Source organism: Rhizobium sp. J15 (assembly GCF_002531825.1).
In the GTDB taxonomy this organism is placed as follows: Bacteria; Pseudomonadota; Alphaproteobacteria; order Rhizobiales; family Rhizobiaceae; genus Rhizobium.
The window spans coordinates 182,657-204,032 of record NZ_NWSX01000002.1 but is presented as its reverse complement, the minus strand read 5'-3'; the positions used below and the strand labels follow the sequence as shown (position 1 = coordinate 204,032).

Sequence of the window (21,376 nt, the reverse complement as noted above, 5' to 3'; positions counted from 1 at the left end):
CTTTTTGTATCTAGTTTTCCAGGGGACAGACTTATGACAAGCATTAACACGAATTCTTCCGCACAGGCCGCTCTCCAGACGCTGCGCAGCGTCAACCAGGGCCTCAACCAGACGCAGAACCACGTTTCGTCGGGTTACCGCGTTGAAAAGGCTTCCGACAACGCCGCTTACTGGTCGATCGCAACGACCATGCGTTCGGACAACAAGGCTCTTTCGGCTGTTTCCGACGCTCTTGGCGTAGGTGCTGCGAAGGTCGACACGGCTTACACCGCGATGGACAGCGCCATCGACGTCGTCGGCGAGATTAAGGCCAAGCTTGTTGCTGCTACAGAAAGCGGCGTCGACAAGGCCAAGGTTCAGGAAGAAATCGGTCAGCTGCAGCAGCAGCTCCTGAGCATCGCTCAGTCGGCTTCTTTCAACGGCGAAAACTGGGTTGCTGGTGCTGCCGGCACCAAGAGCGTCGTATCGTCCTTCGTCCGCGACGGTTCCAACGCCGTTTCGATCAAGACGACTGACTACGTCCTCTCGAGTGGCTCTCTGGGCAACGTTCTGTTCGGCATGAGCGGCGGTTCGGTCGAAACCTCCACAGGCATCCTCGGCACTTCCACGGGCGCAACCGGCTCGATCTATTCCATGAGCATCACCAACTTCACTGCCGGCCAGATCCAGACGGCTCTGACCAACGTTGAATCGGCCCCGAAGGCGATGACCAGCGCCGGCGCCGCTCTCGGTTCGCTCTCCAAGCGTATCGACAGCCAGGACGACTTCGTCAACGCTCTGAGCGACTCGATCGACTCCGGTGTCGGCCGTCTCGTCGACGCCAACATGGAAGAAGAGTCCTCCAAGCTCAGTGCCCTGCAGACCCAGCAGCAGCTGGCGATCCAGTCGCTGTCGATCGCGAACTCCTCTTCGCAGAACATCCTGTCGCTCTTCCGCTAAGAGCGGTCGGCATCAGGTTTCCAAGTTTCGCGGTCGGGTCATTCCCGGCCGCGAAATGTTTTAAGATAAGGTTAATAAAAATCCTTCTAAGTATTAGATATTTTTACGAAATTTCTAATCTCGATTTAGCCTTCCTTAACCATCTTGCTGTTTTCTAGCCCCATCGAAACGGCGAGTTAACCCTAATACAAATGGTTAACAGGCATGATGCTGATCGCTGTGGGCCGGCCCAAAATCCGGAATGTCCCTTTTTAAAATCTGCCAACAAGGGGCAAGCAAACTATGACGAGCATCAACACCAATAATGCTGCAATGGCAGCCCTCCAGACTCTCCGCGGCATCAACCAGGGTCTCCAGGAAACCCAGGCTCACGTTTCCTCCGGCTATCGCGTCGGCAAGGCTTCCGACAACGCTGCTTACTGGTCGATCGCAACGACCATGCGTTCGGACAACAAGGCTCTTTCGGCTGTTTCCGACGCTCTCGGCCTCGGTGCCGCCAAGGTTGACACCGCATACGCCGCAATGGACAGCGCCATCGACGTCGTCGGCAACATCAAGGCCAAGCTTGTAGCCGCCACTGAAAACGGCGTCGACAAGGCCAAGGTTCAGGAAGAAATCAGCCAGCTGCAGCAGCAGCTCCTGAGCATCGCTCAGTCGGCTTCTTTCTCCGGCGAAAACTGGGTTGCCGGCACGAACGGCACCAAGAGCGTCGTTTCTACCTTCGTCCGTGATGCTTCCAACGCCGTTTCGGTCAAGATGACGGATTACGTCCTCTCGAACGGCTCCATGGGCAACGTTCTGTTCGGTATGAGCGGCGGTTCGGTCGAAACCTCCACAGGCATCCTCGGCACTTCCACGGGCGCAACCGGCTCGATCTACTCGATGAGCATCACCAACTTCACGCTCGGCCAGATCCAGACGGCTCTGACCAACGTTGAATCGGCCCTGAAGGCGATGACCAGCGCCGGCGCCGCACTCGGCTCGGTCTCCACCCGCATCGGTCTGCAGGAAGACTTCGTCAACGCTCTCAGCGACTCGATCGACTCCGGTGTCGGCCGTCTCGTCGACGCCAACATGGAAGAAGAGTCCTCCAAGCTCAGTGCCCTGCAGACCCAGCAGCAGCTGGCGATCCAGTCGCTGTCGATTGCGAACTCCTCTTCGCAGAACATCCTCACCCTGTTCCGCGGCTAATAGCCCGAGCAAATATCGGCCTGCCGGTCCACCGGCGGGCCTCCGGAATCGAGCCGCGCTCCGATGGAGCGCGGCTTTTTTATTTTCATTAACTGTTGATTAACCATAATGCTGTTTTCTCAGGCCAACGAGACGGCGAGTTAACCAAATTTAAGAACCGGTTAACAGGCATGAGGCTGATCCCCGTTCCCGGTGGCTTTCCGGAATGTCCCTTTTCCCATCAGCCAACTAGGGGCAATCATTTTCATGTCCAGCATTTTGACAAACGTTGCGGCGATGGCCGCTCTTCAGACGCTCCGCGGCATCAACGGCAGCCTCGAGGATACGCAGAACCGCGTATCGTCGGGTTACCGCGTCGAAAAGGCATCCGACAATGCCGCCTACTGGTCGATTGCGACTACCATGCGCTCGGACAACAAGGCTCTTTCGGCCGTTTCCGACGCTCTCGGTCTCGGCGCCGCTAAGGTCGATACGGCTTACTCCGCCATGGACAGCGCCATCGACGTGATCAGCGAAATCAAGGCGAAAATCGTCGCCGCGACCGAAAAGGGCGTGGACAAGACCAAGGTGCAGGAAGAGATCAAGCAGTTGCAGGCGCAACTGATGAGCATCGCCCAGTCGGCCTCCTTCTCCGGCGAAAACTGGGTGGCAGGAAACACGACGAAGAGTGTCGTTTCGACTTTCGTTCGCGATGGCAACGGCAATGTTTCGGTCAAGACGACGGATTACGTCCTGAGCTCGGGCTCGATGGGCAACGTTCTTTTCGGCATGACGTCGGTCGGAGGGATCGAGACGACCTCCGGCATTATCGGCACCTCCAGCGGTACGATCGGCTCGATCTACACGATGGACATCACCAGCTTCGGCTCGACCGAAATCTCGATGGCTCTGACGGCGGTTGAGGCCGGCCTGGAAGCGATGACCAAGGCGGCCTCGCAGCTCGGCTCGATTTCTACCCGCATCGACCTGCAGGAAAACTTCGTCGCCTCCCTCAGCGACTCCATCGACTCAGGCGTCGGACGCCTCGTTGACGCCGACATGGAAGAGGAATCGAGCAAATTGACGGCCTTGCAGACCCAGCAGCAGCTGGCGATCCAGTCGCTGTCGATTGCCAACTCCAGCGCTCAGAACATCCTCACGCTGTTCCGCAGCTAATGCTCGGCTGAAGCTGGACCGAATCTTGCGCCGCCATCCGGCGGCAAGCAGAAAACCTCAAGAACCGCGCCCGAAACGGCGCGGTTTTTTATTTTATATCAATAGGTTGATTGGTGCTAAGTTTCGCTGTTTTGCGCGCGTGAGGCGCGCTCTTGCCCAACAGCTTGGTATCGAGTTAACCTCGCCTTGAGTTGATTTGTTTTTTGCGAGACGCCGACGGAAACCCGTCGGAGGCATGACGCCACGTCAATCGCCGCCGGCAATCCGGCCTGCCCTTTCACTTTATCCGAGACCCTGTCGATGACCGTTAAGATTACCAGCGCGGCCGCGGTGAATGCGCTTGCGGTGCTGCGCAGCATCAATAAAGAAGCCAATCAGACCCAGCAGCAAGTTTCCTCGGGATATCGTATCGAAACGGCCGCCGATGACGCGTCCAACTGGTCGATCGCGACCGTCATGCGCTCGGACAGCACCAATCTCGGCACGATCGGCGATGCGCTCGGCCTCGGCGCCGCGAAAGTGGATGCGACCTATACGGCGATGAATTCGGCGATCGATCTCATCACTCAGATCCGTACCAAGCTGGTCGCGGCGCGGGAGCCGGGCACCGACAAGGACAAGATCAACGCCGAGATCAGCGAATATAAGCAGCAGCTGCAGACGGTCGTCGAATCGACATCGTTCGCAGGTGAGAACTGGCTGTTGAACGGTGATTCCGCCGCTCCCCCGACATGGTCGGTCATCTCGGGCTTCGTGCGCGCCTCGACCGGCGAATATCAGGCCCAGAGCATCGATTTCCCATCGTCGCAGACCATTCTCATCGACAAGAACAATGCCAGCGGCGGTCTGTTGACCAAATCGGTCGATGCGCAGGCAATCAACAATAGCGGGACCGGCCCCCGCAATTACTACCTGCTGAACGCCAACTCGACGACGCCGGCGACTGGCACGGAAATCGCGATCGGCAAGAACACGACCGACGCGCAGCTCGTCGACATGCTCGATGTCACCGATTCGCTGCTCTCGACGCTGACGACGACGGCTGCTTCGATCGGCGTGATGAAAGCGCGCATCGACGATCAGATCGACTACACCGCCGACCTGTCCGATTCGATCGACAAGAGCGTGGGCGCGCTGGTCGATACCGATATGGACGAGGCGTCGATCCGTCAGAAGGCGATCGAGACGCAGAAGCAGATGGCCGTCGAAGCGATCTCGATCCTCAACACGGCGGCAAGCAAGATCCTCATTCTGCTGGAGTAAAGGTGGACGCGAGCGCGGGCGGCGGCGGCATTCATCCTCGCGCAAGTTTGACTTCCTAGTTTCCGGCATGAAGGCATCGTCCGAATTCGTGCCGGCGCGAGGCCAAGCCCTTGCCCGTTTCGAAACGGCATGCCGGCGCGCAAGGTCGTTTTGAGCGGGGTGGGCATGCCGCATGCCTCGCCAATGCTGGATGGTTTTTATGAGCATTTCGCTTTCGCGGTATTTGAAGGATTTCGGTGAACCGGAATCGCCGGCGCCGATCATCGACGTGGATGATTTCGCCGGCGCCGGTTTTCCTGAGATGCCGAGCGAGCCAGTCGTCGACGTCGAGGCGGAGCGCCGCGAGGCCTATGCTGAAGGCCATGCGGCAGCGACCGCGGAATTGACGGAAAAGTATGAGCTCGAGGCGCGGGCACTGGCCGAAGTCCACGCCCGCGAACTCGAGGAACTGAAGCTCCGCTACGAAGTCGAGGCGGCGGCGGTGATTGCATCGCGTATCCGCGATATCGCCGAGGAGGTCGCCGAGCTGGTCAGCGCCGGTGCCGCGGCGGTAATCGCGCCTGTGATGACCGACGCGCTCGCCGTCAAGGCTGCCGAAAACCTTGCCGCACTGCTGCGCGACGCGATCCTTGAAGGCGCGGCCGGGCCGATCGTCGTCAGAGGGCCGGCACGGCTTTTCGACAGATTGAAGGCCGAGCTCGGCGAACATGCCACGGCGGTTCGCCACGTTGAGACCGACGATATCGATCTTGCCGTCGAAATCGGCGAATCCGTCATCGTCACCCGTATGTCCGCCTGGGCGGCCAGCTTGAAGAAAGTTCTCGAATGAGTGAAGGCGAAAACCACCACCACGGCAAGAACGAGATCATCATCGTCAAGAGACATGGCGGCGGCGATCACGATGGCGCCCATGGCGGTGCGTGGAAAATTGCCTATGCCGACTTCATGACGGCGATGATGGCGTTCTTCTTGGTCATGTGGCTGGTCAATGCCGCCAACGAGGAGACGAAGGCTGCTGTCGCAACCTATTTCAACCCGATCAAGCTTGCCGACGAAAAACCGACCGAAAAGGGCCTGAAGAAGCCCGTCAAAAATGACGAGGGCGAGGAGAAGCAGGAGAAGTCGAAGCAGAAGGAAGAAAATCCGACCGAGGGCAAGTCCGCCGCGGATGGTGACGACCAGACATCGACCTCAGGCGACCACACCAATTATTCGGAAGCCGATTTCTTCGAAAACCCCTATTCGGTTCTCGCCGAGATCGCGCAGGAAGTCGGCCAGCAGGCCAATGTCAGCGCCAAGGGCGATGGCGGCGCGGCCGATTCCGGTCCGGCCACAGGCGCCGATGGCGGCGAGGCCTATCGCGATCCCTTCGATCCGGATTTCTGGACCAAGCAGGTCGAGGTTACGACGGCAGGCAAGTCACAGCCGCCCGGCAAGAGCGAGGAACAGCCGAGCGAGAGCGAGCCGACCGAGATCGCTAAGGCCGAGAATGTGACGCCCGAGAATCTGAAGCCGGTGCCGGTGCCGGAACAGAAGCCGTCTCAGGACGCGAAGGGCGCGGCGCAGGCCCAGGACGGCAAGGGGGACGGCAAGACGCTCGACGAAAAGAAGGCCGACGCGCAAAAAGACGCTGATCATCAGAAGGAAGCGGACAAGAGCGCGGCCGAAACGGAAGAGCAGCAGAAGGAAGAAGCAAAGCAGCTCCAGGAGCAGATCGCCCAGCAGATCGGCGGCGTTGCCGGCAAACTGGCAGAAGGCTTGACCGTGACGGCAGCCGAAGGCGGGCTTTTGGTGAGTATCTCCGACCAGAACGACGACTCGATGTTCAATATCGGTTCCGCGGTTCCGCGCCAAGAGATGGTGCTCGCCATGAGCAAGATCGGCGAGATCCTGAAGGAGAGGGGCGGCGCGGTAGCTATCCGTGGCCATACGGACGGCCGTCAATATAAAGGCACCCAGAACGAGAACTGGCGGCTTTCCATGGACCGTGCCCAGAGCGCCTATTACATGCTGGTGCGCGGCGGGCTCGATGAAAAGCGCATATCTCAGGTCTCCGGCTTCGCCGACCGCCGGCTGAAGGTGCCGGCTGACCCGTTCGATGCGGCTAACCGCCGGATCGAGATTCTGGTGCAGGCGGATTAAGGATAACAGGATGGCGCGCCGTCAGCATCGCACCCTTGGATTTGTGGCCCTCGGCCTGGCGATACTCTCGCCGGCCGTAGGCAATGCCGAGGATCCGGACGATCTTGCGCCGTACAAGATGCTACGGTCGCTGCAGTTCGTGCAGGACTCCGTTGCTGCCGGCGATCATTCGGCCGGCGAAATGCAGCGCTTCATGCTGGGTACGATCGATCAGCGGCTGCGCACCGTCGATCCCTCGATCTTCGACGACGACCGCAATGTCGATGCCGCATTGATCTACGCGATGAGCGGCGGCAATCCTCAGACGCTCGAATATCTGATCGCCCACGACGTCAACGGCTATTTCGACAATCGCGTGACCGACGTGCTGCGCAAATATCTTAGCGGCAAGGGGCTCCTCGTTGCGAAGACACTGGAGGAGACCGCCAGGGAATATCGCGACAAGAAGATCGGCCCCTATCTTGCGCTGATCGGCGGCAATGTGCTGATCGCGACGAAACCGACGGAAGCGCTGGATCTTTACGACCAGGCGCGTCTCGCCGCGCCGGGCACGATCGTCGAGGAGGCGGCGCTGCGCCGCTCCGTCGCCATTTGCCTCGACAAGGGAATGCTGGACAGGGGAATGGCCTATTCGCAGCGTTATGTCAGGCGCTTCCTCCATTCGCCCTATGCCAGCCAGTTCGCGGATCTCTTCGTCAAGCTCGTCGTCGGTCATGATCACGATGTGAAGCCGCAGGATGTGATCGACATCCTGTCCTTCATGGATCCTCCGCGCCAGCGCGAGGTCTATCTGCGCATTGCGCGCGCCGCGGCAATATCAGGCAAGTCGGAGATGGCGCGCATGGCGGTGGAGCGCGTGCAATCGCTCGGCGCCGGAACCGACAATGCTTTCGGCCCTCTCGCCGATTTCTACGGCGGCATGGCCGGCTTGCCGACGGACGATATCGACCGGGCGGCGAAAAATGTCAGCGGCATCGACGGCAATGCGCTTTCGCCGCGGGATCAGGCGCTGCAGGAGGCGGCGAGATCCGTCGCGGAGCAGATCCTGCGCGCTCCCGATCCGGCAAGCCTGACGCAAGCATCCGCTCCTAACAATGATCATCAAGAAATCACTTCTGAAAAGGCTGCGGCTATGGCCCCGCAACCGGGAGCGCCAGGCGCGCGTCCCGAGCCTGTTCCAGGAGGTGTGGCATCGACTGGCCAGAGCCAGGATACCGACCCCTCATTCAACGCATTTGTGACGACCAGTCGATCCAGGCTCGACGAGATCGACAGTCTTCTGGCGCAGGAAGGCAATTAAAATGATGGATATGAGCGTCTCGGGCGGAGCCCCTGGTACGGAGACGGCTGCGGCTGCGAAGTCCGCGCGCCAGAGCGGAAAGGCGGATGCCGCCGACCAGAAAAACGGATTCTTCGATGCGCTTGCCAAGGCGAGCGGTGCTGGGACAGCCAACGAGTCCGATGAGGCGCAGCCGGATCAGGGCGTAGTTGCCGAAGGTGCTGCCGAGAGGACGGCGCGGGCGATCCGCAGCCGCGGCGCAAAGCCTTTGATCGATCTCAGTGACGCCGCATTGAAGGCGCAGGCGGAAGTGGAGCCGGAAAAAATCGCCGATATGGCCAATGCTGGAAAGGTCGCGGCAAAGCCTGCAAAGAACCAGGCAAAAATGCCGGCCGATCTCGCTTTCGGCAAGCTCGATCCGAAGGACGCTGCTGCAGCCGATGCCGCCCAGACGGCCAAAGGTGTCAAGCACGTGAAGGCCGAAGCATCGGAAACGGATGCGGACAAGGAGAGCAGCGGTGACGATGACGGCGGTATTTCCGATGTCCTCGGCCTGTTGAAGCAGGAACCTGCGGAAGGTGTTGCGGCCTTGCCGGCGGCAGTCGTCGCGCATCAGGCGTCCACCAAGGCCGATGAAGCTGCTGCATCAGACAAGAAGAGCGACGGTACCGACGTCAAGGCGGCCGGCCACGCCTCCGATGCACTGGCGGCCGTCAGCAGCGCCGAGAGCGGCAAGACCGACGACGTCAGGCTTCCCGGAACGGAGAATGCCGACGCGGCCGATGGCAGGACGTTCAGGCTCAGCCGCGCCGATGGCCGCGGTGTATCGATGGATATGCATATCGGCGCCGATCAAGCGGGGCCGAAGGACAGCTCCAAGAAGGCGGATGTCGAAAATATTTCGGTCCTCGAATCGCGCCGCTATATAGGCTTGGCGCAGAATTCGAACTCTGCCGCCGTCACCGCCGCTCTCTCCGGCGATTCCGAATGGGCGCGGGCCATGCAGCCGAGCTCGGCCCTATCCAACGCGGCGGAGTGGACGAGCACCGGCAAGGTGGTCAATACGCTGAAGATCCAGATGAACCCGATCGATCTCGGCCTGGTGACGGCGACCATGCGCCTGTCGGGCGACGCACTGAACGTCGATCTCAAGGTCGAGACGGGTGCGGCTTACCGCCAATTGAAGGAAGATCACGGCAAGATTCTCGAAGCACTGCGCAGCCAGGGCTACGCGATCGAGAACGTCACCGTCAGCATGGCGCCGGTCGAGCGTGCCGATGCGGGCAACCAGGCAGGCAGCCAGGGCCAGGCCTCCCAGCAGCAGTCGCTTGCCCAGCAGGGGCAGGGCGGCGCGGCGCGAGAGCGCCAGAATCAGACGGCGCAGCGGACGGATGGAGGCTTCAATGGCGCAGGCGAGACCGGTATTGAAGACGTTTCTGCTGGCCGGCCTGGCAGCGGCGGCGCTGGCGGCGTTTACCTCTGAGGCGTCCGCCTCCACCGGCGCCTGCGAACGCGAGATCCAATCGGCAGCCGCCAAATACGGCATCCCGGAAGGCATTCTCTATTCGGTCGGCCTGACGGAGACCGGCCGCAAGGGGTCGCTCTATCCCTACGCCATGAATGTCGAAGGCAAGGCGATCTTTCCGCCCTCCGAGCAGGATGCGATGAAGCAGTTCGATGTCGCCCGAAGGAGCGGGGCAAAGCTCATCGACATCGGCTGCATGCAGATCAACCACTACTATCATGGTGAGAATTTCGGCTCCGCCGAGGATATGTTCGACCCGCATCGCAACGTGGAGTACGCGGCGAAATTCCTTCGCAACCTGCATGACCGGCATGAAACGTGGACAATGGCGGTAGCCAGATACCACGCCGGCCCCAATAACGACCCCGCCCAGAAGCGATATGTCTGTCGCGTCATCGCCAATCTGGTCGCGACGGGGTATGGCAAGTGGACTCCTAATGCGAGTAACTTCTGCCGAAATTAATTCAATCAAAAATTGAATCGGCCTATTGTGACGAAACTGTGTCATAATATGGCAGGAATCCGGCACGAATCCTGTGCGCAAGTCATAATTAAGGGAGCGTTAACTTTTCCACGAAATTTTTGTGTGCATAAACAGGCGCCCATACTAGATATAGATCAAATCGCTACCAGGATCTTAATCAATTATTAATTTCTGCCATTAACTTTAACGAGTTGTCGCCGATTCGTGCGATTCGTACCCATAGATCATCGAAGTGCCACACTGATTCGGAGGCGGACGAATGATCGTAGTGGTTGATGAGCGTGAGCTCGTAAAAGATGGATACACATCTCTGTTTGGCCGTGAGGGCATTCCCTCTACCGGCTTTGATCCTGCGGAATTCGGCGAGTGGGTACAGACCGCCGCGGATTCCGATATTGCGGCCGTCGAGGCCTTCCTGATCGGCCAGGGCCAGCGCAATCTGGAACTGCCCCGGGCAATCCGGGATCGGTCGATGGCGCCGGTGATCGCAGTCAGCGATCAGCCGTCGCTCGAAAATACCCTTGCGCTATTCGATTGCGGCGTCGACGACGTGGTGCGCAAGCCGGTTCATCCCCGAGAAATCCTCGCGAGGGCGGCGGCTATCCGGCGCCGGCTGAAGGCAATCGCCAACTACACCGATATCGGCGCGATCCGCGTCTTCTCGGATGGCCGTGATCCCGAGATCAACGGCGAGGTCTTCGCGCTTCCCCGGCGCGAGCGGCGTATCCTCGAATATTTGATCGCCAACCGCGGTCGCCGGGTCACCAAGACCCAGATCTTCAACGCCATCTACGGCATCTTCGACGAAGAGGTCGAGGAGAATGTCGTCGAAAGTCACATCTCGAAGCTGCGCAAGAAGCTGCGCAAGAAGCTCGGCGTCGATCCGGTCGATTCCAAGCGCTTCCTTGGTTACTGCATTGATTGGGCTTGATTTTTCAGCCGGGCGGAAACGCCCGGCTGAAGTTTGGATATTTGGCCTCGCTGTCCGCATTACAGACAGCTTCACGCAAGGCCCGCCAAATACTCTTGAGCTTAACAGGTAAAACGAGGTTTTCAGATGAGCATTTTCGGCAGCATGAAGACGGCAGTATCGGGGATGAACGCGCAGGCGAACCGCCTCAGCACCGTCGCCGACAACATCGCCAACGTGAACACCACCGGCTACAAGGCCGTGTCGACGAGCTTCTCGTCGCTGGTCCTGCCCTCCTCGGGCGGCAACTACAATTCCGGCGGCGTGCAGACCTCTGTCCGCCAGGCTGTCTCCGATCAGGGCGACATCTCCTATACGACTTCGGGCACCGACCTCGCAATTTCCGGCGACGGCTTCTTCATCGTCCAAGGCGCTGACGGCACGCCGGTTCTGACCCGCGCCGGCGACTTCCAGAAGGATGACGAAGGCAACCTCGTCAATGCCGCCGGCTTCCAGCTGATGGGCTACTCCTACGACTCCGGCTCTCCCGCCGTTGTCGTCAACGGCTTCGATGGCCTCGTTCCTGTCAATGTCAACCAGGATGGGTTGACAGCCATCGCCTCAACATCGGGTGTCTTCAAGGGTAACCTCGATTCTAACGCCAAGATTCCGGTCGCTCCTGCGACGGCTCCGAGCGCCAACCTCGCCACGACGACTGCCGACACGAAGAAGGTCTCGATGGTCGCCTACGACCGTCTCGGCAACAAAGTTATGTACGACTTCTACTTCACGAAAACCGCAGTCGCGGCAGCGCCGCCACCGGCACCTCCCGCCGCGGCGGCCACCTGGGAAGTGGCGATGTTTCGCAATGCCAATGCGGCGGTCGGCGGCACGACTTCCTTCCCGTATAGCGCCGGTGGCGCTGTCGGATCGGGAAACATCACCTTTGACCGCGATGGCAAGTTGCTCACGGGCGGCGCTATCAACATTGTTGATGGGGTGACCGGCCAAACGATCGCCATGGATTTCTCTGGCTTGACGCAGCTCGGCGCCGACTTCTCCGGCACCGGTACCCCGAACGGCCAGGCGGCGACCCCGGTCAAGGACGTCACCATCGATGGCGACGGCATCGTCTATGCCAAGTACGAAGACGGCAGCACCAAGCCGCTCTATCGCATCCCGCTCGCCAATGTCGCCAGCCCCGACAAGCTGACGCTGATGAGTGGCAACGTCTACAGCGCCAACGGCCAGTCGGGCGTCACCGTCACCGGCTTCCCGCAGACCAACGGTCTCGGCACGATCAAATCGGGCGCCCTCGAAGGTTCGAACGTCGACCTCGCCGGCGAACTGACCGAGATGATCGAATCGCAGCGCAGCTATACCGCCAATTCCAAGGTGTTCCAGACGGGTTCCGACATCATGGACGTACTCGTCAACCTCAAGAGATAAGTAGGGTACTGGTAAGCCATGTCGCTCACGTCAGCACTTAACACCGCGCAGAGCATATTCAACAATACCGGCACTCAGAGCAGTGTCGTATCGAACAATATCTCGAATGCCGGCAACAAAGATTACGTGCGCCGGCAGGCGATGCTTACCACGTCCTTGAATGGCGCGCAGGTCGTCCAGATCAACCGTGCACAGGAAGATGCCCTGCTGCGCCAATATCTGAAGACCTCTTCTCAAGACAGCGCCCAGCAGACCCTGCTGGGTGGTCTCGAGGACTTGAAATCGATCATGGGCGGCAACGACTACGAAACGTCGCCGTCCACCTATCTCGGTGTTTTCCAGGAAAAGCTTCAGGCTTTCAGGACCTCGCCGGGCAGCACTGTCGCCGCCCAGGGGGCGATCACCGCCGCCCAGGACGTCGCCAACTCGCTGAACAACGCATCGAAAGCCGTGCAGGACGTTCGAGCGACGGCCGACAAACAGATCGCCACTGCGGTCGATACGCTGAATACGCTCCTCAGCCAGTTCGAGAAGGCCAACAATGCGGTGAAGACCGCCACGGCGTCCGGTGCGGATGCATCCGGCGCGCTTGACGAGCGCGAGAAGGTGCTCAAGCAGATTTCGCAGATCGTCGGCGTCAGCGCGACGACGCGCGACAACAACGACATGGTGCTGAGCACCCCTGACGGGACGATCCTCTTCGAGACCATCCCGCGCAAGGTGACGTTCAAATCCCAGGACGTCTATACCGCGACGACCGTCGGCAACTCCATCTATATCGACGGCGTGGCGCTGCCGCTCGGCAAGGGTTCGACGACGACGGGGCAGGGGAGCCTGCAGTCGCTCCTGCAGATCCGCGACGAGATCGCCCCCAATTTCCAGAAGCAGCTCGACGAAGTCGCCCGCGGCCTGGTTTCGCTCTTCAAGGAGCAGAATACGGCAGCGCCCCCGGCCTATGTGCCCGGACTCTTCACCTGGAGCGGCGGCACGGTCGATACCGGCGGCACGGCCGTCGCCGGCATGGCGGCGACCATCACAGTCAGCACCCGCGTGATCACCTCGCAGGGCGGCGATCCGATGCGCCTGCGTGACGGCGGCGTCAACGCCACGGGCCTTGTCACGAACCCCAGTCACGTCAGCGGCTACACAACTGAACTTGATCGCCTATATACTGCCATGAGCTCCGACATCGATTTCGATCCGGCAGCGGGAGCGCCGGTCGGTTTCGATGCCACGACGGGGATCGATTCGAACGTCAGCATCATGGAATACGCTACGAATTCCCTGGGCTGGCTCGAGCAGTACCGCAGCAACGCCACGACGGCGGCGGAAAATACCTCGGCGGCGTTGTCGCGCTCCGATGAAGCTTATTCCAACGAGACCGGCGTCAATCTCGACGAGGAACTGACGCTGCTTCTCGACATCGAGCAGTCCTACAAGGCGGCGACGAAGATCCTGAACGCCGTCGACGAAATGTTGAAGTCATTGCTGGATATTGCGAGTTAAGCCATGAAGAGCTCATTTATTTCAAGTTCGGCCATTCAGAATGCGATGCGGTTGACGATCCGTCAGGCGCAGAACCAGATGACGAAGGCGACGATGGAAGCAACGACGGGAGTCTATGCGGATATCGGCGTCTCCCTTGGCGGCAATGCCGCCAGGAGCGTGGACTTCAGCCGCGAGGTCGACAGGATAGACTCGATCAAATCAAGCAATTCGCTTGTTACCGCTCGTATGGAATCCTCGCAGCTCGGTCTGTCGAAGATGAAGGACGTCGGCGACGGCCTGGTTTCCAAGTTGACGGCGCTCCAGGGCAGCCGCGATCCCGGCAGCATCACCGTCGCCATCCAGTCGGCGACCAGCGCGCTCTCGACCATGATGGATACGTCCAACACCATGGTGAACGGCGAATATCTGTTCTCCGGCATCAACACGGATGTGCAGCCGCTGACCGACAAGACGACAGCGACGAGCGCGGCGATCGTGACGGCATTGAACACCTATGCGGCGGGTCTCGGCAAGCCGGTCAACCAGCTGACCGGCGCCGAAATGGAGACCTTTATAACTGGCACCGTCGAGCCGATGTTCAGCGAGGCCAACTGGACCGACCCGACGACGGGCTGGTCGCAGGCGTCGAGCCAGAACATGACGAGCCGCATCAGCAACTCGGAAGTGATCGAATCCTCGACTAACGCCAATTCCGAAGGCATGCGTTACTTCGCGCTCGCCTCGGTCACGGCCTCTGCGCTGCTTAGCCAGAACCTCAGCACCGATGCGATGAGCACGGTTTCCAAGAAGGCGATCAGCTACACGACGAAGGCGACCACAGGCCTTGTGACGCAGGCAAGTCAGCTCGGCCTTTCCCAGGAGCGCGTGAAGAAGTCCAACGATGCGCTCGATGCACAGTCGAACATCATCAAGAACAAGCTCGTGGATCTGCAGGGCGTTGATCCTTACGAAGCCTCGACCCTGGTCAAGACTTTGGAAACCCAGCTTGAAACCGCCTACACGATCGTCTCGAAGATACAGCAGTTGAGTCTAGTAAACTACCTTTGATGAGCAAAGGCGCGCAATATAAAGAAGGATGCATGAATGTATCAGTTCTCATATGCCGAGGTCATGCAAGACTCGGTGGCCGACGCGAAAGAGCGGGAATGGCAGGTTCTTGACCGGTCCATAGAACTGCTGTCGTTGGCGCGCGACAAGGAAAAATACGGGCGGGAAGCCATTGAAGCCCTGTTCTATACGCGACGGGTGTGGATCAGCTTCATCGAGGATCTGAAACATCCCGACAACCAGCTGGAGATCGAGCTCAGGGCCAACCTCATCTCGATCGCGATCTGGATCTTGAAGGAATGCGACAGGATCAGAAAACGTCTGTCAAATAACTACCAGGGCATCATTGACGTTACCACCATCATCAGGGATGGACTTAAATGAAAAGTACACTTCGCATTTCTCTGAAAGCCGGGGAAAGAATCTTCATCAACGGTGCCGTCCTGCGTGTCGACCGCAAGGTCGCGCTGGAATTCCTGAATGATGTGACGTTCCTTCTCGAAAATCACGTCCTGCAGCCGGAAGGCGCAACGACGCCGCTGCGCCAGCTTTACTTCATCGCGCAGATGATCCTCATCAATCCCGAGGGCAAGGACCACTCGACGGCGATGTTCCGCAAGTCGATCACCATGCTGCTCACCTGCTTCAAGAACGAGGAAATCCTCGCCGAGCTGAAGCGTATCGACGCGCTCGTCTCGACCGGTCGCGCCTTCGACGCGTTGAAGGCGATCCGCGGTCTTTACGCCATCGAAGACAATATCCTCAACAACCACGAACTGCCGCCGACCATGGTCGAGCAGATCCGCAGGGAGATCGCACCATGGCGGTAGATGCAACGTCGAATGTGAGCACCACGACTTCGACGGGTTCGACGAGTTCGGCTCAGAAGAAGGCGACGCTGAACTACGACAACTTCCTTCAGCTGCTCATCGCGCAGATGAAGAACCAGGATCCGACCGATCCGATGGATGCCAGCGAGCAGATGTCTCAGCTTGCGAGCTTCTCGCAGGTCGAGCAGACGATCCAGACCAACAGCAAGCTGGACACGCTTCTGGCGAGCTCGAGCCTCACCCAGGCGAGCAGCTATGTCGGAAAGTACATGGAAAGCGCCGATGGTACCGTCAAGGGCGTCATCGATTCCGTCAAGGTTTATTCCGACGGCATCATTGCGACGACCACGGATGGCGGTAAGATACTCGTGCAGGCGGGAATCACCATTGCCGACGAGGCTCCGAGCAGCAGCTCCTGATGCGACGCGCCTGTTGATGCCAACCAATGCGGCCCGGTAATGGCGGGGCCGCTTCAAGGCGATATGAGGTTGCCTTCGGATGAATGAAGCTGATGCATTGGATCTGTTCCAGGCCGCAATCTGGACCGTGCTGATCGCTGCCGGTCCCGCGGTCATCGCTGCGATGGTGGTGGGTCTCGTCATTGCCTTGATCCAGGCGCTGACCCAGGTGCAGGAAGCGACGCTGACCTTCGTGCCGAAGATCGTCGCCGTGCTCATCACCGTCGGCGTCACCGCTCCCTTCGTCGGCTCGCAGATCTCGATTTTTACCAATCTCGTCTTCTCGCGCATCCAGTCCGGCTTCTAGAGCCACCTTCGCGCAAGCTTCGCCATTTAATTCTCGATCCGAATTGGGCGGACCTCAGTCCGCCTCCTCTCATGAAGAGACGGAATCGTCATGGCGCAACCACCCGCACTCCCCCTTCCGAAAGTCGCCCCGAGCCTGCGCGATGTCGGTTTTGCCCTCGGCATCATCGTCATCATCTGCATTCTCTTCCTGCCGATCCCGCCGTTCCTGATCGATATGGGGCTGGCCTTCTCGATCGCCTTCTCGGTGCTGATCTTGATGGTCGCGCTGTGGATCCAGAAGCCGCTCGATTTCTCGTCCTTTCCGACCATTCTGCTGATCGCGACGATGACCCGGCTGGCGCTGAACATTGCCACGACCCGCGTCATCCTGTCCCACGGCAACGAGGGCCACGATGCGGCCGGCGGCGTCATCGCCGGTTTCGCAAGCTTGGTGATGTCGGGCGACTTCGTCATCGGTCTGATCGTCTTCCTGATCCTCATCACCATCAACTTCATCGTCATCACTAAGGGCGCCACGCGTATCGCAGAAGTCGGCGCGCGTTTCACGCTCGATGCCATCCCCGGCAAGCAGATGTCGATCGACGCCGATCTCTCGGCCGGCATCATCGACGAGAAGGAAGCCCAGCGCCGGCGCAGGGAGCTCGAAGAGGAAAGCTCCTTCTTCGGTGCGATGGACGGTGCGTCGAAGTTCGTACGAGGCGATGCGGTCGCCGGCCTCATCATCACCGCCATCAACGTCTTCGGCGGCATCATCATCGGCTATTTCCGCCATGGCATGCCGATCGGCGAAGCGGCCGATGTTTTCGTCAAGCTCTCCGTCGGCGACGGCCTCGTCTCGCAGATGCCTGCCCTCATCGTCTCGCTCGCAGCCGGCCTGCTCGTCTCCCGCGGCGGCACCACCGGCTCCACCGACCAGGCGGTCGTCAACCAGTTGAGCGGCTATCCGCGCGCGCTCTCGGTCTCGGCCGTGCTGATGTTCGTTCTCGGCCTGATGCCGGGCCTGCCCACCATTCCCTTCACGGTTCTCGGCGGTCTTCTCGCTTTCGGCGCCTGGTTCATCCCGCGCCAGGTCGAGGCTGAAAACAAGCTTCGCCGCGAACAGGAGGAGAAAAAGGTCGTCCAGAGCAAGGAGCTGGAAAAGGACTCGGTCAAATCCGTGCTACGCACTTCCGAGATCGAACTCGCGCTCGGCAAGATGGTTTCGACCCGGCTGCTCGGCGCCCATCAGGAACTCGCCTTCCGCGTCGGCAAGATGCGCAAGAAGTTCGCCACGCAATACGGCTTCGTCGTGCCTGAGATCAAGGTCACCGACGATATCGGCATCGCCGAGAAGTCCTACCAGATCCGCATCCACGGCACGACGGTGGCCTCGAACCTGCTGCGCGTCGGCGAAGTCCTCGTTGTCACAGGCGCCGGCCGCAAGCCGAGCATTCCGGGCGACGAAATCCGCGAACCCGCCTTCGGCATGCCTGCCGTCTCAATCCTTGAAAACTTTGCCGACGATCTGAAACGCGAAGGCTTCCAGCCGATCGACAACGTCTCCGTCGTGCTGACGCATATGAGCGAGGTCATCCGCAACAACCTGCCGCAGCTCCTGTCCTATAAGGACGTCAAGGTGCTGATCGATCGCCTCGATCCCGAATACAAGAAGCTTGCCGACGAAATCTGCTCGTCGCACATGTCCTATTCCGGCCTGCAGGCAGTGCTGAAGCTGCTGCTTGCCGAGCGCGTCTCGATCCGCAACCTGCATCTCATTCTCGAAGCGGTCGCCGAGCTAGCCCCGCATGTCAGGAAGACCGAGCAGATCGTCGAGCATGTTCGCATCCGCATGGCCCAGCAGCTCTGCGGCGATCTCGCCGACAACGGCGTGCTGCGCGTGCTGAGATTGGGCAGCAAGTGGGATCTCGCCTTCCATCAGGCGCTGAAGCGCGACGCCAAGGGCGAGGTGATCGAATTCGACATCGATCCCCGCAGTCTGGAAGAGTTCAGCGAGCAGGCCACCAAAGTTATCCGTGAGTTCATGGATCGCGGCCTGCCATTCGCACTTGTCACGTCGCCCGAAACACGCTCCTATGTGCGCATGATCATCGAACGGCTGTTCGCTACGCTGCCGGTCCTGTCGCATGTCGAGCTGGCCAAGGGCATCGAGATAAAGATTTTGGGCTCTATTTCATGATAACAGACCCGCAAGGGACCGTTCTCGCGCTGTTTCTGGTTTTCTGCCGGATCGGCGGCTGTGTCCTGGCTCTTCCGGGTTTTTCCTCGGCGCGCGTGCCCGAACAGCTGCGCGTCTTCATCGCGGGCGCTCTCTCGATCGCCGTCATGCCGCTGCTCTGGGACACCGTCTACCCCGCAATCCACACGGGGGCGGGGACCTATATCGGCCTGATCTTCAGCGAGACGCTGATCGGCGTGATGTACGGCATGCTGGCAAGGATCTACACGCTCGGCATGCAGTTTGCCGCCTCCATCATCGCCATGATGGTCGGCTATACCCAGCCGGGCTCCGCCGACGTCATCGAAGACTCGCCGGAGACCAGCCTTTCGGCTTTCATCACCTTCGCCGGCATGATGATTCTCTTCATCATGGATTTCCACCACATCGTCTTCCGCGCGCTGATCGATTCCTACACGACCATGCCGTTCGGCGGCCTGGTGCAGATGCGCGCGACGTTGATCTCCTTCACCGACACGCTGGAACAGACGACCTACATCATGCTGCGGCTGTCGAGCCCCTTCCTGATCTACGGCATGATCTTCAACGTCTCGATCGGCTTCATCAACAAGCTGGCACCGCAGATCCCGGTCTATTTCATTTCCACGCCCTATCTGCTGATGGGCGGGCTCTTCCTGTTTTATGTCTCGGTCGCGGCCCTGGTCAGCCAGTTCGGCCAGGCCTTTGATTCGATCTATATCGGGCGATGAGGCTGATATGATCGAGAAGAGCCGCTCCCAAAAACTCAAGCGTCTACTGTCGGTACAGCGGCATATCGAGAGGATGGCGGAGAACGACCTGGCCGAAACCAGCCGTCAGCGCGTCGAGGTCAATGCCGCGATGGACGATGTCATCGTTGCGCTCGGCTCGATGGACCCCGTTCACCACGCCTTCTCGCAGAATTACGCCGACCGATTCGGCAGGCTCACCATCAAGGACCAGCAGCTGACCGGCATGCAGCAGGTTCACGAGATGCGGCTGACCCGCGAGCGCGCCAAGGGCGATCGCCTGGAAGGCGGCATGAAAGAGGCGCTGGAGGCCGAGCGCCGCGAGGCCGACGACAATGCCGTCTATGATGTGATCGACCAGCAATTCGCAACGCCAGCCTCCAGCAAGCTTCAAAAACCATAGTCGTTACGATCTTAATTTAGAGGATTGTAACGTGGCTATTTCGCCCCCCAGTGATCTGGTCCTGGACGTTGTCAAAGCTGCCGACCCCATGGAGGTTCAGGTGGCCCAGGAAAAATTGAAGGCAAACCGCGCGGCCTTTGCCGCCACGAGCCTCGCCGAGAATGGCAAGGGCTTCTCCAATACGGTCGACGTTCTCGACCATATCGGCCAGAAGAGCGGTCTCTCCAACATCCAGAATCGCACCAAGACCGAGGAAGTTCCGGAAAGCTACCGGAAGTTCGAGGCCATGGTTCTGCAGAATTTCGTCAAGTCCATGCTGCCGAGCGAAAGCGAAGACGTCTACGGCAAGGGCGCGACCGGCGACATCTGGAAGGGCATGATGGCCGAACAGCTCGGCAACACCATGGCCAAGGGTGACGGCATCGGCATCGCCAAGCAGATGTACGGCGAACTCTTGCGCCGGCAGGAAGGCAAGATCGTCAATGCTTCGACCGATAATGACGACCGCAACACCGCGCTCGGCATGATCGACGACTTCCAGCGCAAGACCTTTGGCACGCCGACCGCCGAAGCCAAGAACGCAAGCGACGCATAACCGAGGGTACAATGGAAATAGTTTCGAACGAATACAGGATCAAATCCGTTCTCGGACGCCTCGAAATGATCATCGACAATGAGAACACCCGGATCGGCAGCGACCCGCAGTTCGATCTCAAGGTCTCCAACGCGCACAAGAGCCGCTGCCTCTATGAGCTGTCGATGCTTTTCCGCGACACCGATCCGGCCGAGCTCGCCGCTGCCCATCTCGATCAGCTGCACGGCCTGAAAAAGAAGCTGGTTCTCAATGCCCGCCGCGTCGAGGCGCATCTCGAAGCGGTTCGCGCCGTGGCCGACCTCCTGAAGAATGCGGTTCAGGATGCCGATGCTGACGGCACCTATTCCCAGGAACAATTCGCCGCGCGTGGAAACTGATGATCAAGCTCGTCCTCACCGGTGTCTGGGTCTGCGCCATTACCTTGGCTTCCGTTTATTTTTCGGTGTACCTGGCGACCGCGCCGGCGCCTGTGGCAACGGATTCCAAGCAGAGCGCGCTCGAGCTGGTCAAGGGTGAAACGATCACGGTTCCGATCATCGGCGACGGTGCTGTCACCGGTTACTTCCTCGGCCGCGTTTCCTTCATGATGAACAAGGAAATGCTGAAAGGCGTGACGCTGCCTTTGACCGAGATGACGACGGACGAGCTTTTCAGCCTGCTCGTCGGCAACAAGATGGTCGATATCGCCCACGTCAAATCCTTCGACCCGCAGGCCTTCCGCGAGGCGGTCAAGAAGGGCATGAACGAGCGCCTCGGTGGCGAATATGTCGCCGAAGTGATGCTTGAGCAGCTCGACTACCTCTCCAAGGAGGACGTCAAGCAGGGTGCCGCCGGCAAGCCGTCGAAGGTCGGCAGTCCCGTCAAGATCGTCGAGGCCGCGCCGGCCGCGGAAGCGCCGGCAGCAGCCGCGCATTGAGACCTCATCGATCATCGATGAAAAGGCGG

23 protein-coding genes are annotated in these 21,376 nt (G+C 59.8%); all 23 read left to right on the top strand.

Features of this window, described 5'->3' with window-relative positions:
* Positions 1-33: 33 nt before the first annotated feature.
* The 23 genes from CO670_RS02940 (at position 34) to CO670_RS02830 (ending at position 21,347) form a co-directional block, all read left to right on the top strand.
* Positions 34-939 (top strand): flagellin, encoded by a 906-nt coding sequence (locus tag CO670_RS02940; RefSeq protein ID WP_097588900.1) that lies wholly within the window; start codon positions 34-36, stop codon positions 937-939.
* Between the two features lie 282 nt (positions 940-1,221).
* On the top strand, positions 1,222-2,130 hold the full coding sequence (locus CO670_RS02935; RefSeq protein ID WP_097588899.1) for a flagellin: 909 nt from the start codon (positions 1,222-1,224) through the stop codon (positions 2,128-2,130).
* A 246-nt stretch (positions 2,131-2,376) separates the two neighbouring features.
* On the top strand, positions 2,377-3,285 hold the full coding sequence (locus tag CO670_RS02930; protein ID WP_097588898.1) for a flagellin: 909 nt from the start codon (positions 2,377-2,379) through the stop codon (positions 3,283-3,285).
* A gap of 300 nt (positions 3,286-3,585) precedes the next feature.
* Positions 3,586-4,548, top strand: a complete 963-nt coding sequence (locus CO670_RS02925) for a flagellin (RefSeq protein WP_097588897.1) — start codon at positions 3,586-3,588, stop codon at positions 4,546-4,548.
* A gap of 199 nt (positions 4,549-4,747) precedes the next feature.
* Entirely contained in the window at positions 4,748-5,377 is a 630-nt protein-coding gene (locus CO670_RS02920) for a hypothetical protein (protein ID WP_097588896.1), read from the top strand.
* Positions 5,374-6,690, top strand: a complete 1,317-nt coding sequence (locus CO670_RS02915; RefSeq protein WP_097588895.1) for a MotB family protein — start codon at positions 5,374-5,376, stop codon at positions 6,688-6,690. Before CO670_RS02920 ends, CO670_RS02915 begins: the two co-directional genes overlap by 4 nt.
* Positions 6,691-6,700: 10 nt before the next feature.
* The gene (gene motC, locus CO670_RS02910) at positions 6,701-7,990 is read left to right on the top strand and encodes a chemotaxis protein MotC (protein ID WP_097588894.1); all 1,290 of its coding nucleotides are present in this window, start codon (positions 6,701-6,703) and stop codon (positions 7,988-7,990) included.
* 1 nt (position 7,991) lies between these two features.
* Complete coding sequence (locus CO670_RS02905; RefSeq protein WP_097588893.1) at positions 7,992-9,452, top strand: flagellar hook-length control protein FliK; 1,461 nt, start codon at positions 7,992-7,994, stop codon at positions 9,450-9,452.
* Positions 9,394-9,957: a lytic transglycosylase domain-containing protein gene (locus CO670_RS02900; RefSeq protein WP_097588892.1), complete on the top strand. Its 564-nt coding sequence runs from the start codon at positions 9,394-9,396 to the stop codon at positions 9,955-9,957. Before CO670_RS02905 ends, CO670_RS02900 begins: the two co-directional genes overlap by 59 nt.
* Before the next feature lie 280 nt (positions 9,958-10,237).
* On the top strand, positions 10,238-10,909 hold the full coding sequence (locus CO670_RS02895) for a winged helix-turn-helix domain-containing protein (protein ID WP_008523683.1): 672 nt from the start codon (positions 10,238-10,240) through the stop codon (positions 10,907-10,909).
* A gap of 126 nt (positions 10,910-11,035) precedes the next feature.
* Entirely contained in the window at positions 11,036-12,337 is a 1,302-nt protein-coding gene (locus CO670_RS02890; protein ID WP_097588891.1) for a flagellar hook protein FlgE, read from the top strand.
* Between the two features lie 18 nt (positions 12,338-12,355).
* Positions 12,356-13,843 carry a flagellar hook-associated protein FlgK gene (gene flgK, locus CO670_RS02885; RefSeq protein ID WP_097588890.1) on the top strand — a complete coding sequence of 496 codons (1,488 nt, stop codon included), beginning with the start codon at positions 12,356-12,358 and terminating at the stop codon, positions 13,841-13,843.
* Between the two features lie 3 nt (positions 13,844-13,846).
* Complete coding sequence (locus CO670_RS02880; protein WP_097588889.1) at positions 13,847-14,893, top strand: flagellar hook-associated family protein; 1,047 nt, start codon at positions 13,847-13,849, stop codon at positions 14,891-14,893.
* 36 nt (positions 14,894-14,929) lie between these two features.
* Positions 14,930-15,277, top strand: coding sequence for a flagellar biosynthesis regulator FlaF (gene flaF, locus CO670_RS02875; protein ID WP_097588888.1), 348 nt, complete (start codon positions 14,930-14,932; stop codon positions 15,275-15,277).
* Positions 15,274-15,723 carry a flagellar biosynthesis repressor FlbT gene (gene flbT, locus CO670_RS02870; protein ID WP_012482697.1) on the top strand — a complete coding sequence of 150 codons (450 nt, stop codon included), beginning with the start codon at positions 15,274-15,276 and terminating at the stop codon, positions 15,721-15,723. The genes flaF and flbT overlap by 4 nt, the downstream gene beginning before the upstream one ends.
* Positions 15,714-16,142 (top strand): flagellar hook assembly protein FlgD, encoded by a 429-nt coding sequence (gene flgD, locus CO670_RS02865; RefSeq protein ID WP_097588887.1) that lies wholly within the window; start codon positions 15,714-15,716, stop codon positions 16,140-16,142. Before flbT ends, flgD begins: the two co-directional genes overlap by 10 nt.
* Before the next feature lie 79 nt (positions 16,143-16,221).
* Positions 16,222-16,488, top strand: coding sequence for a flagellar biosynthesis protein FliQ (gene fliQ, locus CO670_RS02860; protein WP_009992823.1), 267 nt, complete (start codon positions 16,222-16,224; stop codon positions 16,486-16,488).
* Positions 16,489-16,578: 90 nt separating this feature from the next.
* Positions 16,579-18,666 carry a flagellar biosynthesis protein FlhA gene (gene flhA, locus CO670_RS02855; protein WP_097588886.1) on the top strand — a complete coding sequence of 696 codons (2,088 nt, stop codon included), beginning with the start codon at positions 16,579-16,581 and terminating at the stop codon, positions 18,664-18,666.
* A complete protein-coding gene (gene fliR, locus CO670_RS02850) occupies positions 18,663-19,415 on the top strand; it encodes a flagellar biosynthetic protein FliR (protein WP_097588885.1) in 753 nt (250 codons plus the stop codon). Before flhA ends, fliR begins: the two co-directional genes overlap by 4 nt.
* Before the next feature lie 7 nt (positions 19,416-19,422).
* Positions 19,423-19,836 (top strand): hypothetical protein, encoded by a 414-nt coding sequence (locus CO670_RS02845; RefSeq protein ID WP_097588884.1) that lies wholly within the window; start codon positions 19,423-19,425, stop codon positions 19,834-19,836.
* A 31-nt stretch (positions 19,837-19,867) separates the two neighbouring features.
* Positions 19,868-20,431 carry a rod-binding protein gene (locus CO670_RS02840; RefSeq protein WP_088676871.1) on the top strand — a complete coding sequence of 188 codons (564 nt, stop codon included), beginning with the start codon at positions 19,868-19,870 and terminating at the stop codon, positions 20,429-20,431.
* A gap of 11 nt (positions 20,432-20,442) precedes the next feature.
* A complete protein-coding gene (locus CO670_RS02835; RefSeq protein ID WP_003570277.1) occupies positions 20,443-20,808 on the top strand; it encodes a hypothetical protein in 366 nt (121 codons plus the stop codon).
* The gene (locus tag CO670_RS02830) at positions 20,808-21,347 is read left to right on the top strand and encodes a hypothetical protein (protein ID WP_088688838.1); all 540 of its coding nucleotides are present in this window, start codon (positions 20,808-20,810) and stop codon (positions 21,345-21,347) included. The genes CO670_RS02835 and CO670_RS02830 overlap by 1 nt, the downstream gene beginning before the upstream one ends.
* The last annotated feature ends 29 nt before the right edge of the window (positions 21,348-21,376 follow it).